Raw genomic sequence first — 14,615 nt, 5'->3', positions numbered from 1 at the left:
TAGGGAAGAACTTGTTAGGTGGATGAATGATTAGCCGCTGTATTGCTCTGTCTCAAGACGTTTGAATTCGCCACTTGCCTTGCTTTGTTCAAGTTCGGTTTTAACTAGGGCCCGCGTTTTGCTACTAGTAACTACAGGCAGCTTTGGATATTCGCTATCAGTAACCGCAATCAATCCCTTTTCGCGAGCCTGCTGTAATTCCGCCTTTACTTCTGCGCGAGTTTTGGTCGACGTAAATGATGGAAGGATTGGATAGTTAGACTCTTCTGCTTGGGCAAGTTGCAAGGTATTCGTATTTGCGGTGCGCGCAAAAACAGTGCCTGATGCAATGGATATTGCAATAACTGCGATGAGTTTCTTGTGTGTGATATTCATTTCAATTCTCCAAAGTTAGGATTGATTCGTCTAAGTAAATTCAAAAACGAAATCGATCAGATACATTGTTTCAACTGTTTAGCGATCTAATGTATCAATGGATGAATTATAGAAATTCAGCAGTTACGCAAACATGACAACGGTATTACAAAGATGTAATCCGTCGGTCAACATGGTCGTGGCATATAAATGAATTGCGCTAAACTGGAAAAAGACTTATAAATACCGCCAAATGCGCCGACACTCCTTTTCATCTTTTTGCCGTTTAATTGCTTGCGTCCTAGTCATGACTGTTATGACTTCAGGAATAGCAATGGCTGCCTACGTCTGTTCGCAGACAACGGTTCCTGTGCAAGAGATGGCAATGGGTGACATGCCCTGTGCAGGGATGGATATCGAAAAGCCGGTTCATTGCGCTTCTCAACAATCAGGCACGCAGTTGGCACTTGAACATCTTGCCGCTGTAACGTCGTTGGCACCAACTATCGTTTCATTCATTATTCCGTCACCTGTGCCGGTTATTCCTGTCGTACTGGCTTCAGCCTGGACTGACGCTTCTCTGGAATTAGGCGTAGATCCGCCTTATCTCCGAACGCAACGACTTCGTATTTGATTTAACCCCCAGTTGTTTCGCTGACCGGCATTGGGCCGTGGTCGGCGTTCGTCTTCATTACCGGGGGTTATATGTTTTTGCGTATCTACGCGCCACTGAATCATCAGTCGCGCACTCTTTGCCGAATGAGCGTTTTACTGGCGCTGGCTTTTGGCACACCTTTTGTTCACGCCCAATCCAATGGACTGACAATAAACGAAGCAATACAGCTTTCATTACAGAGGTCATCACTGACCAAAGCTGCTAATGCCTCAGTTTTGGCCAGCCGTGAATCAGCCGCGAAAGCTGACCAATTGCCTGACCCGATGCTGAAAGTTGGTATCGACAATTTGCCGGTGACAGGTAGCGACCGTTACAGCACTACGAGCGACTTCATGACCATGCGTCGAGTTGGTATCGAACAGCAATGGGTATCTTCTGACAAACGCGTTGCACGGTCCGAACGTGCTCAACGCGCCGTCGAAATGGAAGAAAGCACTTATCTGGAAAGCGTTGCCAAGGTAAGGGAAGAAACTGCCAAGGCATGGGTCAATGTGCTGTACGGTCAGCGCACATTGGCATTGGTCAGTGGGATGGAAAAAGAAGCGTCTGATGATCTGATTGCGGTGAATGCGGCGCATCGTGGTGCCAAGGCAAACGCTTCAGACGTGATGCAAGCGCAATTGTCACTCTCGCAAGCGCAAGATGCATCGAGCAAAAACATACAGGATTTGCGGAATGCGCGACTTGCACTCAGCCGCTGGACTGGCATGCCTGCGGCAATTGTCAGCGACGAGAGCCCAAAACTGATTTCGCACGTGCCGGGATTACCTATCGATGAACTTGAAAAGTACCACCCGATGTTACTGACGGCGCGTCGCGCAATTAATTTAGCCGACGCTGATAGTACCGTTGCGACCCGCGAAAGTAATCCAGATTGGTCAGTTGAAGCCGCTTACAGCCAGCGCGGCAGCCAGTACTCAAACATGGTCTCTTTTGGCATCAGCATTCCTCTTCCCGTTAATCGTGCGCAAAAACAAAACCGTGACATCGCTGAAAAATCGGCTTTGGGTACCAAAGCAAGAATGCAATACGAAGAAGCCTTGCGTGACCTGCAGACGGACATCGAGAGCCAGTCTTCGACATTAGAAAGCCTTAAAGAGCGTATTCAGCAACTCAATGCGCAATTGTTGCCCGCGGCATCGCAGCAAGCAGAACTGGCAACTGCCGCTTACCGTTCAGGTGAAGGCAGTCTGAGCGCTGTTTTCAATGCAAAAAAGATGTTGTTGGAACGACGACTTCAAATAGTAGAGCTTGAAAGAGAAGCAGCGCTGACTTGGGCGGCGCTTGAATATCAGGTGGTTCCACATGACACGGTGTCTGTAGGAGAAACGAAATGAAACCTAAATTCGCATTGAAAGTGGTTGTGTTGGCATTAGCAGGTGCCAGTCTCGTATTTGGTGGGTATTGGTTTGGCACGCAAAGAAATATGGATGCCGCTACATCGGGCACAGCAACTGAGAAAGTTGACCCGAAGACTGGGCGTAAAGTCCTGTATTGGCACGACCCGATGGTTCCGGGAAACAAGTTCGACAAACCTGGTAAAAGTCCTTTCATGGATATGCAGTTGGTCCCGATGTACGCGGATGAAGGTTCGGCAGATGGTGGCGTAAAAATCAACCCTTCACTTCAACAGAATCTCGGCATCCGATTTGCAACTGTAAGACGTGAAGATGTACAGGATGCATTTGAAATGGTCGGCACAACGCAGTTTGATGAGAGTGCATCGGAAGTCGTACAAAGCCGCGTGACAGGATATATCGACAAACTGCATGCCCGTTCGCCTATGCAGCGTATCAAGCGCGGTGAAGCAATAGCTTCTATTTTTGTTCCTGACTGGATTGCACCGCAGGAGGAATATCTGGCCCTCAAGCGTGGAGGTAATACCGAACTGGCAGCAGCTGCTCGGCAAAGAATGCGAGCGATGTCTATTCCGGATGGATTGGTCAATCAGGCAGACCGTACCGGACAATCACAAAAGCACTTCACGCTGACATCCCCGGTTGCCGGCGTCATCACCGAGTTGTCCGTACGCGATGGGGCAATGGTAACGCCCGGCATGACCATCGCAAAAGTAGCAGGGTTAAGCAAGGTGTGGCTGGTAGCAGAAGTGCCAGAGACTCTGAGCAATGCAGTTCGTTCTGGCATGACGGTGGAGGCGACGTTCTCCGGTGACGTGAATAGAAAATACAGTGGCAAGGTTCGCGAAATCCTGCCGGGTATCAGTACTACGACACGGACCTTGCAGGCTCGTCTTGAATTGGATAATCGTGATGGCAGCCTCACCCCTGGCATGCTCATGCGCGTTCGCCTCGATGCTGAGAAAGCAGTTTCGCGTCTTCTGGTTCCGAGTGAAGCCGTAATTGCAAACGGCAAGCAATCCATCGTTCTGGTGGCGAGCGAAAACAACAGCATGCAGCCTGTAGTTGTGACAATAGGGCTGGATACAGGGAACGACACTGAGATTTTGAGTGGCTTGAGTGAGGGCCAGAAAGTAGTCGCCTCAGGGCAATTCCTCATTGATTCGGAAGCAAGTCTGAAGTCGGTATTGCCCAAGTTTTCCGGCCATAGCCAAACAATGCAGCCAGTAGCGTCTCCTGTTCACCGGGGCATTGGCACGGTAGAGAAAGTAACACCAAAAGCACTGACTCTTTCGCACAAGCCTATTCCGGAGCTTGAATGGGGTGCGATGACGATGGATTTTAACAAGTCGCGTCCTGAGTTATTTGACGGGATAAGAGCCGGACAGGAAGTGGAGTTTTTATTCAAGGAAAATGACGACGGCTATCTACTCGAAAGCGTCAAACCGGTGGGAGGCAAGCAATGATCGCGCGAATTATTCGCTGGTCTATTGCAAATCGATTCTGGGTTCTGCTTGCCGCGATCGTCATCACAGGATGGGGTTTATGGTCATTGAACAAAACGCCATTAGATGCACTGCCAGACCTGTCGGACACGCAGGTCATCATTCGTGCTCAGTATCCTGGCAAGGCTCCGCAGCTAGTGGAAGACCAAGTTACCTATCCACTAACTACCGCACTGTTAGCTGTTCCGGGTGCCAAGACTGTACGTGGCTATTCCTTCTTTGGTGACTCGTTTGTCTATGTTCTTTTTGACGATGCGACGGATCAATACTGGGCACGCTCCAGAGTGTTGGAATATATCAGTCAGGTGCAAAGCCGTTTGCCGCAAGGTGTACAGGCGGAACTTGGTCCAGATGGAACCGGGGTGGGCTGGATATTTGAATATGCACTGGTCGACCGTACGGGGCAAAACGACCTCGGTCAGTTACGGACATTAAACGATTGGTTTTTGAAATTTGAGCTAAAAACCGTTCAAGATGTAGCCGAGGTCGCCAGCATCGGTGGCATGGTAAAGCAGTACCAAGTCATCCTCGACCCAGACAAGTTACGTGCCTTCGGTATTTCGCATGCCAAGGTGCTTGGTGCCTTGGCGAAAGCAAACCAGGAGTCAGGTGGTTCGGTCGTCGAAATGGCCGAAACCGAATATATGGTGCGCTCTAACGGGTATTTGCATTCACTGGAAGATTTTCGTAATGTTCTATTAAACGCAAATGATGCCGGTACGCCGGTATTGCTCAGGGATGTAGCGACAGTTCGAATTGGCCCTGAAATGCGTCGTGGAATTGCGGAGTTGAATGGGGAAGGTGAGGTGGCTGGTGGTGTTGTCGTCATGCGCTCCGGTAAGAACGCGCTGGAAACTATTAAAGCGGTGAAGGCAAAGCTCGCCACTTTGCAAAGTTCACTTCCGAAGGGTGTGGAAGTGGTCACGACCTACGACCGCTCCAAACTGATTACGGCCGCAGTGACCAACCTTCGTGACAAATTGATTGAAGAGTTTGTCGTGGTCGCACTGGTCTGCGCGATATTCTTATTTCATCTGCGCAGTGCCTTGGTTGCCATCATCTCGCTACCTTTAGGTGTGCTCGCGGCTTTCATTGTGATGCGCTACCAAGGCGTCAATGCCAATCTGATGTCGTTGGGTGGCATTGCCATTGCCGTGGGTGCGATGGTCGATGCGGCAATTGTCATGATTGAAAATGCGCACAAACATCTGGAAGCTTATTCTCATATGCATCCGAATCAGGAAATAAGTGGGAAAGAGCGCTGGGACTTGATTGCAGAGTCGGCTATTGAAGTTGGGCCTGCGCTATTTTTCTCCTTACTCATCGTCACCTTATCTTTCATTCCTGTCTTTGCATTGGAAGCGCAAGAAGGTAAATTATTTGCGCCACTTGCTTATACAAAGACCTACACGCTGGCAGCTGCGGCCGGTCTGGCGATTACATTGATACCAGTATTGATGGGCTACATGATTCGTGGGCGTATTCCCAGCGAAGCATCGAATCCGATTAACCGCGCACTGATACGGATGTATCGGCCATGGTTGAATGCGAGTCTGGAGCATCCAAAATGGACGATTGCCATTGCATCTATCGCTCTTGTTCTGACAGTTATTCCCCTGTCCAATGTGGGAGGGGAGTTCTTGCCACCTTTGGACGAAGGTGATTTGCTGTATATGCCTTCTGCGCTCCCCGGATTGTCTGCGTCTAAGGCTAGTGAATTGTTGCAACAGACAGACCGTCTCATCAAGACGGTGCCGGAAGTGGCAACGGTATTTGGTAAAGCTGGTCGCGCTGAATCCGCGACAGACCCTGCACCTTTGGAGATGTTTGAAACGACTATTCAGTTCAAGCCAAAAGACCAATGGCGCCCCGGCATGACGTCTGAAAAACTCATTGAAGAACTGGACCGAATAGTGAAGGTCCCTGGACTATCGAATGTTTGGGTACCGCCTATTCGCAATCGTATCGACATGCTTTCAACCGGAATCAAAACGCCGGTCGGCGTGAAGGTATCTGGTGCGGAGCTAGCGGAAATCGATAAAATCGCCACGCAAATCGAAGCTGTCGTTAAAAAAGTGCCGGGGGTAACTTCTGCACTGGCAGAGCGTGTAAGTGGCGGACGTTATATCGATGTTGATATCGACCGAGCCAAAGCAGCGCGCTACGGCCTTGCAGTGACGGATGTGCAATCGGTGATTTCGTCTGCGATTGGTGGAGAAAACATTGGTGAAGTTGTGGACGGGCGCCAGCGTTTTCCTATCAATGTCCGTTATCCTCAGGACTACCGTAATTCTGTGCAGACACTACGTGACTTTCCTATTGTCACAGAGAGAGGTGCGCAGGTAAGGCTGGGTGATATTACGAGCATTAAGGTAACCGATGGGCCGCCAATGATACGTAGCGAGAACGCACGGCTTTCTGGTTGGGTCTATGTCGATGTGCGAGGAACGGACTTGCATACAGCCGTAACGGCAATGCAGGCAGCGGTGGCAAAAGAAATAAAGCTTCCACCTGGATATTCGATAGGCTGGGCAGGCCAATTTGAATATCTGGAGCGAGCCGTCGCCAAGTTGCAAACGGTCATTCCTCTTACTTTGGCCGTCATCCTTATCCTTCTGTATTTGGCGTTTCGTTCCGTATCAGAAGCATTACTACTTATGCTGACTGTGCCTTTTGCGCTCATTGGCGGCTTCTGGTTCGTGTGGTTACTAGGTCATGCCGTTTCGGTTGCCACAGCGGTCGGCTTTATCGCCTTGTCAGGATTGGCGGCTGAGTTTGGCGTCGTGATGCTGGTGTATCTACGCAATTCATTGAATCAGCGATTGCAGTCCGGGCTGCCGTTAAGCAAGGAACTCATAGCGGAAGCGATACGGGAAGGGGCCGTACAACGTGTGCGCCCCAAAGCCATGACCGTGGCAGTTATATTGGCTGGCCTTATCCCAATTATGTTCGGTAGTGGCGCTGGCTCTGAAGTAATGCAACGGATTGCCGCACCGATGGTCGGCGGCATGATCACCGCACCATTGTTGTCGCTTTTTGTGATTCCAGCAGCATGGCGTTTGCTTCAAGAACGCAAATTACGTTTAGCAGTACTAAACAAATAAATTCAAATCAATTTAACTACTAAGGAGTATCAAATGAAAAAATCGCTTTTAAATCTAGTGGCAGTCTGTGGATTTTCTTTACTCGCGGTTAATGCCTATGCTGAGCAAAACAGCACAGGTATGGACATGGCAGGAATGAAGATGGAAGGTATGAAAATGGACAAGATGCCAGCGAAAACAACCAGCGCAACCGCCTTATCGGATGGCGAAGTGAGAGCCGTCGACAAAGACAACAAAAGTATTACGCTGAAACATGGACGAATTAAAAGTTCGACTGTTGAGATGAGCCCGATGACCATGCAATTTGCAGTGAAAGACAAAATTCTGCTTTCCAATGTAAAAGCGGGTGACAAGGTGAAATTCACTGTCGAGAACATCGAAGGTACCGCGACAGTAACTGTTTTGTCTGTGCAAAAATAACTTTGCCGGGACGAATACGTCGCTGATCGAGCAAGTAACTCAGAAGAATTTGGCATGCGCTTTTAGTATGCCATTTTCGAGAATTTCGAACTATGTTTGTTGTGGTGACGAAAAATAGAGACTAAATGCAGTCTTGCTATCCCGAGAGACCACAGAGACACTGCCTCCATGTGCCTGCATGATGGCACGCGTTATGGAAAGGCCCAAGCCGGCCGAGTCAGATTCAGATTTTTTGCGGGATTTGTCGGCCCGAAAAAAGCGATCGAAAAGATGCGATTGAATTTCGGCTGGTATCTCCTCGCCGTCGTTTTCCACGGTAATGGTGGTGCCCGATCCCACTGACATAATCTTTATTGAAATGGTCCCGTACGATGGTGTGTAGCGGATGGCATTCGATAGCAAGTTGTTTAACGCGCGGCGAAACATGAGCTGATCTCCGATAACAACAGCGTCGCCCTCGCACCGTAAGACCACTTTTTTTTCATCGGCTAAGGCTTCGTAGAATTCCAACAAAGCTTGGCACTCTCGCGCCATGTTCAGTTTGGCTACGGACGGAAGCGCAAGTCCGTTTTCTGTTTGCGCCAGAAAGAGCATGTCCGAGATGGTATTCCCCAGTCGCTGAAGCTCTTCTGCATTTGAGCTGAGAGAATCCCTGTAATCCGCAGCACTACGACTCTGATTTAAGACAACGTGAGTTTGTGTCAGCATATTACTGATCGGAGTACGGAGTTCATGTGCAAGGTCTGCGGAAAATTCCGTTAGCCTGGCGATATCGTTCTGAAGGCGATCAAGCATGGCATTGAGTTTGACAGCGAGATCTGTCATTTCTGTCGGCACTGCATCGACAGGCATGCGTTCCCGCATGTTCTGCGACGTAACAGTTTGGGCGCGTGCTGCCATAGTTCGCAAAGGGGAGAGACCTTGCCTTGCTGCCCACCAGCCCAGCATAACTGTGGCAATTGCCGCGACCATAACGTATAGCATTAACGTGGTTCGGAACATGCTCATAAAATGAGTATGGATAGCCTTATCGACCGCAATAACCACAATGACTGGTAAGCCGGCAGACGCTTTAAGTTCAGCACGAATGGCTTGAAACTCTCGATGCTCGTCTATCTTTACATCAAAGCCGTTCTTGGTCTTACTACTAGGTACGCGTGACAGAATTGCATCGCGAAATGCACCGAACGTGGAATAAATTTCCTTACCGTTGAGGTCACGTACGTCCACGTAGAAATCAGGGTGATTATGCAACGCTTCGCCAAAAGTCTGACTGATCGAATCTACTCCTTTTTCCTCAATGACTTTCTGAATCAACTGCAATTCATTTTGAAGCAATAACTGGTCTTGCTCTGAAAAGTGTTCCTCGATAGCCGATGAAATGAACGTGCCAAAACCAACCAAGACCGCGACAGATGTGGCAGCAAACAAGGTCGTCAGACGTCCTGTCAGTGAAATTTTAAACATTATGCGACCCGAGCGTCATCTGGATCTTCAAGAACATATCCGACGCCCCGAATCGTGGAGATTAATTTAGGTTCGTAATCATCATCCATTTTGGCGCGCAAGCGGCGAATAGCGACATCAATAACATTAGTGTCGCTATTAAAATTAATATCCCAAATTTGAGAGGCGATAAGGGAACGAGGCAGAACTTCGCCTTTGTGTCTTACTAAGAATTCCAACAGAAGGAACTCCTTGTTAGTTAAGGTTAATCGTTTTCCCGCACGGGTAGCTGCTCGTCGAGCAAGATCGAGAACCAAATCTGATACTTGCATCCGATCCACTAATGGGCTGGGAATTCCTCTACGTAGTAATGTTCTTACTCGGGCCAGCAGTTCTGAGAACGCGAATGGTTTGACCACGTAGTCATCAGCGCCCAGCTCAAGACCTTTCACTCTATCTGCAACACCGTCACGGGCGGTTAAAAAAAGAGCTGGAACATTATTGCCGACACTGCGCAATGCTTGCAAAATTTTCCATCCGTCTATATCTGGCAGCATCACATCCAGAATGATGAGGTCATAGTTTCCGGTAACGGCGAGATGGTGCCCATCCAGCCCATTATTAGCGTAATCCACTGCGAAGCCAGCTTCCATGAGCCCTTGCTGTAGGTATTCGCCAGTCTTTACTTCATCTTCGACGATTAATAATTTCATTTTCCAATCCGTGCGGAGTGCTGGTCGCCTGTGCGAGCTAGCTTGTAAGCCAAACGATACGCTAACTCTCTCTAGATTACCGGTTCATTACACGATTGTAATGAGCCGGTAATGCTAAAGATAATATGTTTGAATTAAGATTACCTTCATCAAAAAACTTCCTTTTTTGGTTTGGAGACTCTCATCTATGTCAGCCCGTTCAACCATGTCTGTATCTCGTCGTCGTTTTGTTCAAGGCCTTGCCGCAGGAGGAGTTTTGCTTGGAGTTTCGGCTCCTCTGCGTCACGTTTTAGCGCAAGACGTCATTGCATCAGGAACTGCTGCCCCCGTACTCCGGGGAACCCAGTTCGATCTGGTCGTAGCCGAATCGCCAGTCAATTTCACAGGCAAGGCAGCGGTTGCTACTACTATCAACGGCACGCTGCCGGCACCTACGCTTCGCTGGAAAGAGGGCGAAACAGTCACTATTCGGGTGACTAATCGCTTGGCTGTCCCAACGTCGATCCACTGGCACGGCATCATTCTTCCTTTCCAAATGGATGGTGTGCCAGGCATTAGCTTTAACGGTATTGCTCCAGGAGAAACGTTTACTTATCGTTTTAAAGTTCAGCAAAGTGGCACTTACTGGTATCACTCTCATTCTGGTTTTCAGGAGCAGACCGGTATGTTCGGTGCGATTATTATCGATCCGGCTCAAGGAAAAGATATTGCGGCTGATCGCGAACATATCTTATTGCTCTCGGATTGGATGGATGATGATCCCATGACTGTGCTGGGACGCCTAAAAAAACAAGGCGACTATTACAACTACGGCCAACTGACAGCGGGAGGGTTCTTCAGCGATGTATCGAAAGATGGTTGGAAAGCAGCCCTCTCGAAACGGAAGATGTGGAACGAAATGCGGATGAATCCCACCGACATGGGAGATTTGTCGGCAGCCGTCTTGACCTTCCTGACTAATGGTATTACGCCCGCAGGTAACTGGACTGGACTTTTCCAGAAAGGAGAAAAGGTTCGCCTGCGTTGTATCAATGGGTCAGGCAATACTTTTTATGACGTACGCATTCCTGGGTTGAAATTAAAAGTGGTTCAGGTTGACGGTATCAACATTGAGCCGATCTCAGTAGATGAGTTCCGTTTCGGCCCTGGAGAAACCTGTGACGTGGTCGTCGAACCTAAGGATGACGCATATACCGTCTTTTCTCAAACAATGGATAGAACGGGTTATGCGCTTGGTACGCTGGCAGTCAAGTCAGGTTTGCGCGCTCCTGTTCCTGCAATCGACAAGTTGGAATGGTTGAGCATGGAGGACATGATGGGCGATATGTCCAACATGGCTGGCATGGACCACGGTGCGATGAATATGGGTGGCATGAGTATGGACAAGATGGACATGTCTGGCATGTCGAGTATGGAAGGCGACAGCATGGCCCAGATGCCTAATATGGCTGGTATGGATCATAGTGCAATGGGCATGCAGCACGGTGGCATGGCCATGGATCATTCCAAACATGCAGCGAACGCTGATCCGCTCAAGACACCGAGCAAAAAGCCCCGTCATGCCAGTACCGAATATGGCGCCAGCACGGACAATCGTATCGACTCACCACGTACTACTTTGAACGATCCTGGCGTCGGACTGCGTAACAATGGTCGTCGCGTACTTACGCTGGCAGATATGCATACGATCGGAGGTCCTTTGGATCCGCGCGGGCCTGGTCGCGAGATTGAGCTGCACTTGACCGGAAATATGGAGAGATACACTTGGTCGTTTGACGGCTTGGAGTTCGGCAAATCAAGCCCCGTGCAATTCAAATATGGTGAGCGAGTGAGAGTCATCTTGCAGAACGACACCATGATGACGCATCCGATGCATTTACATGGAGTGTGGAGCGAACTCGAGACACCAGAAGGCGAGTTCCTGGCGAGACGCCATACCATTCCGGTCCAGCCTGCACAAAGGATCAGCTTTTTGGTGACTGCGGACGCGCTAGGACGCTGGGCTTGGCATTGCCACCTCATGATGCACATGGATGCTGGCATGTTCCGGGAAGTGATCATCGCATGATTACCATTACTAAACCAAGGATCGCCGGTATGCATAACTTCTCACTTAGAAAGACTCTCATTGCTTCGGTGGTTTGCGTCCTCTCATCAACCGCATTGGCACAAAGTGCTCAAGAGAGTCATAGCGGCCACGGCCAAACGAGCACTCAAAGTGCTGCGGATGCTGGCTTTGGGACGATGGACGACAGTGCTGTAACCCCAGCATCAAATGCCGCCGATCATGGAAATATGCAAATGGACGGTATGACGGGAATGTCTGACATGGGAGGCAGTTCTGCGCCTGCAGATGCGCGAGACCCTCATGCCTATTCAGGCGGATATGAGTTGGGAACCGGGCTATACGCGGTTGGCGAGCAACGCTCTTTGATGATGGCTGACGAGCACAAGTTCGCTTCGCTATTGGTTGATCGTTTCGAGCGCGTCTATAGCAACGGCGGCGATTCAAATTCTTATGAACTACAAGCTTGGTATGGAGACAGTTACAACAAGCTTACGGTGAAAGCTGAAGGCGAATTCGCTCAAGGACGCGTCCAAGACGCACGTACTGAGCTCCTGTGGGCTAAGGCCTTCCATCCATACTGGGATGTACAAGCCGGTATACGCAACGATATAAGCGCTGATGGCCCCTCGCGAAATTGGTTGGCATTCGGGGTGCAGGGGTTGGCTCCCTATTGGTTTGAAGTAGATGCTACGGCTTACCTCGGAACTGAAGGGCGCACAGCATTCCGATTGTCGACTGAATACGAGCTTATGCTGACCCAGCGGCTAATCTTGCAACCTCGACTGGAAGCGAACGTATATGGCAAAGACGATCCTGAAGTAGGAGTAGGGCGCGGACTTTCCAGTGCAACGTTCGGAGTACGGTTACGTTACGAATTCAGCCGCCAATTTGCGCCTTATATAGGTATTGAGCACAGCGCGCGTTTTGGTCGCACTGCGACTTTAGTGCGTAATGCAGGAGGGGATGCCCAGCAGACTCAGGTCGTCGCAGGCTTGAGATTCTGGTTTTAAGCGCTTCACAATTTTTCACAAAACTAACAAAGGAAACTTCATGTTTAATATTCGTAATTTACGTCGGATCGGCGTTGCTTCTCTGGCTACCTTGATTGCTACTGCTGCATTCGCGCACCCTAGTTTGGTTGACTCCACTCCTAAGGATAATTCTGAAGGCCCAGCGCCAGCAAAAATCGAATTGCGTTTCTCTGAAACTCTCACAAAGCAGTTTTCTGGCGCCAACTTGATCATGGCGGAAATGCCTGGCATGGGGGCGATGAAAATTGCCGCTAAGATCGCCGGCACTGATGACCCTAAAGTCATGGTGTTGACGCCCAATCAACCTTTAACGCCGGGAAAATACAACGTTGAATGGCGCGCTGTGTCGGCAGACACTCATCCAATTACGGGCAAGATTACGTTTACCGTAAAGTGAGAAAGTGATGGATTGGGCAAATGTGATCGTCCGCTTTTCTTTGTATCTGGATTTGATGTTGGTTTTCGGACTGCCATTATTCGCCCTTTACTCACTGAATTCCTTGGAGCGAGAGTCAATTACGGCTAAGCGATTTGTAGCAAAAAGCAAGGTGCTAGCGATAATTGCAATCGTTCTTTCAATTGCCGGGTTCATTGTTTCCACCAAAATGATGAGTGGAGCGGAAAGCTATTTTGATATAGCACCGGATGCATTTTCTATGGCTCTATTTGAGATGAGTTTTGGTACTGCATTGCTCATCCGTTTGGCAGCATTGGCTTTATTTGTCGCTCTTGGCACTAGTATCTTAACTACAAGATCGTCTTATCAGCTTGTTTTAATGACTGTTTTTGGTGGCATAGCTCTGGCAACTTTGGCTTGGGGCGGGCACGGTGTCATGAATGAAGATGTTAAAGGTTTCGTACATTTGGGAGCTGATATTGTCCACCTGATCGCGGCGGGTGCCTGGATCGGGGCGCTAGCATCTTTTCTGTTGATCCTAAGTTGGACCCTAAAGGGCGGACGCGCCGAAGTGGAGCAACTGGGCCGAATGTTGAATGGATTCGCAATAATGGGAAGCGTTATAGTTTCCGCTCTGCTCGTAACGGGCACGATAAACTATTTGATGATTTCAGGATTTAATTTCGGCAGTATATTTGCCACGACATACGGCATTCTGCTAACGATAAAGTTGGTTTTATTTCTCGTCATGCTTGCGCTAGCGGCGGCCAACCGTTATCGATTGACGCCTAAGCTCGAAGCTTCGATTGCAAGTGATAATCACGGTCCAGCTATAGCAGCTTTAAGAGGTAGTTTAGTTTTGGAATCTGGCTGCGCTTTGCTGATCCTGGTTCTGATAGCGTGCTTGGGAATGCTTAATCCTCTTTAACTCGCATGCGATTCATCGGACTATGTTAAATAGAAACGTGCTACCGATCTTGTCAATAATTTGTAGGTTAAGCGAACACCCCCTTCGTCATATCTATGTAGCTATTTGAGATAAGAGCGGAGAATTGTTACAACTTCTTCTAAATCTGCATGGCGTTCTTCAGCGTCAGTTGCATCTGGACCGAGATGCTCTCGTATATGTCCTTCCAGGACTTCAGCCATTAGCCCGTTGACCGCACCACGAACTGCGGCAATCTGCTGAAGTATCGCCATACATTCAGCTTCATTTTCCAAAGCTTTTTCCAATGCTTCGGCCTGCCCTTTAATGCGACGGACCCGGGTGAGGAGTGACTTCTTGCTTTTGATGGCGTGTGACATAGGCTTTATGTAATTTTATATATACTGGGGTATAGTATATATTTTATCCGAAAAGCTAAGATATCATGCAATCCACCACACGTGAAAATTGGACGCATTCCCACGTCTTCAATGAGGGCAATCCTTTAGCCGAGAGAAACACCTTAGCGGTGGTTGCGATCGGTGACAGCGCGATGGATTCCGCAGCGGCCATTCGTGAATCCAAAGAAATTACCAAATATCTATAAGGCAGTGATTC

General features: G+C 49.1%; 14 protein-coding genes. 10 read left to right on the top strand and 4 right to left on the bottom strand.

Annotated features, from left to right (window positions below):
* Positions 1-30: 30 nt before the first annotated feature.
* Positions 31-375: a DUF4148 domain-containing protein gene (locus tag ACFQO0_RS14375; protein WP_382235786.1), complete on the bottom strand. Its 345-nt coding sequence runs from the start codon at positions 373-375 to the stop codon at positions 31-33.
* Positions 376-688: 313 nt separating this feature from the next.
* Between ACFQO0_RS14375 and ACFQO0_RS14370 the strand changes: the two genes are divergently transcribed.
* The 5 genes from ACFQO0_RS14370 (at position 689) to ACFQO0_RS14350 (ending at position 7,417) form a co-directional block, all read left to right on the top strand.
* Positions 689-988, top strand: coding sequence for a hypothetical protein (locus ACFQO0_RS14370; protein WP_382235784.1), 300 nt, complete (start codon positions 689-691; stop codon positions 986-988).
* 293 nt (positions 989-1,281) lie between these two features.
* A complete protein-coding gene (locus ACFQO0_RS14365) occupies positions 1,282-2,367 on the top strand; it encodes a TolC family protein (RefSeq protein WP_465261970.1) in 1,086 nt (361 codons plus the stop codon).
* On the top strand, positions 2,364-3,854 hold the full coding sequence (locus tag ACFQO0_RS14360; RefSeq protein ID WP_382235780.1) for an efflux RND transporter periplasmic adaptor subunit: 1,491 nt from the start codon (positions 2,364-2,366) through the stop codon (positions 3,852-3,854). Before ACFQO0_RS14365 ends, ACFQO0_RS14360 begins: the two co-directional genes overlap by 4 nt.
* On the top strand, positions 3,851-6,997 hold the full coding sequence (locus tag ACFQO0_RS14355; protein WP_382235778.1) for an efflux RND transporter permease subunit: 3,147 nt from the start codon (positions 3,851-3,853) through the stop codon (positions 6,995-6,997). The genes ACFQO0_RS14360 and ACFQO0_RS14355 overlap by 4 nt, the downstream gene beginning before the upstream one ends.
* A gap of 33 nt (positions 6,998-7,030) precedes the next feature.
* On the top strand, positions 7,031-7,417 hold the full coding sequence (locus ACFQO0_RS14350) for a copper-binding protein (RefSeq protein ID WP_382235776.1): 387 nt from the start codon (positions 7,031-7,033) through the stop codon (positions 7,415-7,417).
* Between the two features lie 90 nt (positions 7,418-7,507).
* Here the strand turns inward: ACFQO0_RS14350 and ACFQO0_RS14345 are convergent, their stop codons facing one another.
* Together ACFQO0_RS14345 and ACFQO0_RS14340 are read right to left on the bottom strand one after the other, a co-directional pair.
* Positions 7,508-8,884 (bottom strand): heavy metal sensor histidine kinase, encoded by a 1,377-nt coding sequence (locus tag ACFQO0_RS14345; protein WP_382235774.1) that lies wholly within the window; start codon positions 8,882-8,884, stop codon positions 7,508-7,510.
* On the bottom strand, positions 8,884-9,576 hold the full coding sequence (locus ACFQO0_RS14340) for a heavy metal response regulator transcription factor (RefSeq protein ID WP_382235772.1): 693 nt from the start codon (positions 9,574-9,576) through the stop codon (positions 8,884-8,886). Before ACFQO0_RS14340 ends, ACFQO0_RS14345 begins: the two co-directional genes overlap by 1 nt.
* A 187-nt stretch (positions 9,577-9,763) precedes the next feature.
* Between ACFQO0_RS14340 and ACFQO0_RS14335 the strand changes: the two genes are divergently transcribed.
* Genes ACFQO0_RS14335 through copD form a run of 4 tightly spaced genes read left to right on the top strand, consistent with a single transcriptional unit; the run spans position 9,764 to position 14,000 of the window.
* The gene (locus tag ACFQO0_RS14335) at positions 9,764-11,644 is read left to right on the top strand and encodes a copper resistance system multicopper oxidase (RefSeq protein ID WP_382235770.1); all 1,881 of its coding nucleotides are present in this window, start codon (positions 9,764-9,766) and stop codon (positions 11,642-11,644) included.
* A gap of 29 nt (positions 11,645-11,673) precedes the next feature.
* Positions 11,674-12,654 (top strand): copper resistance protein B, encoded by a 981-nt coding sequence (locus ACFQO0_RS14330; RefSeq protein ID WP_382235965.1) that lies wholly within the window; start codon positions 11,674-11,676, stop codon positions 12,652-12,654.
* Positions 12,655-12,694: 40 nt separating this feature from the next.
* The gene (copC, locus tag ACFQO0_RS14325) at positions 12,695-13,072 is read left to right on the top strand and encodes a copper homeostasis periplasmic binding protein CopC (protein ID WP_382235768.1); all 378 of its coding nucleotides are present in this window, start codon (positions 12,695-12,697) and stop codon (positions 13,070-13,072) included.
* Between the two features lie 7 nt (positions 13,073-13,079).
* Positions 13,080-14,000, top strand: a complete 921-nt coding sequence (gene copD / locus ACFQO0_RS14320) for a copper homeostasis membrane protein CopD (protein ID WP_382235766.1) — start codon at positions 13,080-13,082, stop codon at positions 13,998-14,000.
* A 101-nt stretch (positions 14,001-14,101) separates the two neighbouring features.
* Here the strand turns inward: copD and ACFQO0_RS14315 are convergent, their stop codons facing one another.
* Positions 14,102-14,377: a metal/formaldehyde-sensitive transcriptional repressor gene (locus ACFQO0_RS14315; RefSeq protein WP_382235764.1), complete on the bottom strand. Its 276-nt coding sequence runs from the start codon at positions 14,375-14,377 to the stop codon at positions 14,102-14,104.
* Positions 14,378-14,442: 65 nt separating this feature from the next.
* Between ACFQO0_RS14315 and ACFQO0_RS14310 the strand changes: the two genes are divergently transcribed.
* Positions 14,443-14,604 carry a hypothetical protein gene (locus ACFQO0_RS14310; RefSeq protein ID WP_382235762.1) on the top strand — a complete coding sequence of 54 codons (162 nt, stop codon included), beginning with the start codon at positions 14,443-14,445 and terminating at the stop codon, positions 14,602-14,604.
* Positions 14,605-14,615: the final 11 nt, after the last annotated feature.

It is taken from the genome of Herminiimonas aquatilis, from assembly GCF_042665175.1.
GTDB lineage: Bacteria > Pseudomonadota > Gammaproteobacteria > Burkholderiales > Burkholderiaceae_D > Oxalicibacterium > Oxalicibacterium aquatilis.
This window is presented reverse-complemented; position numbering and strand designations above follow the sequence as displayed.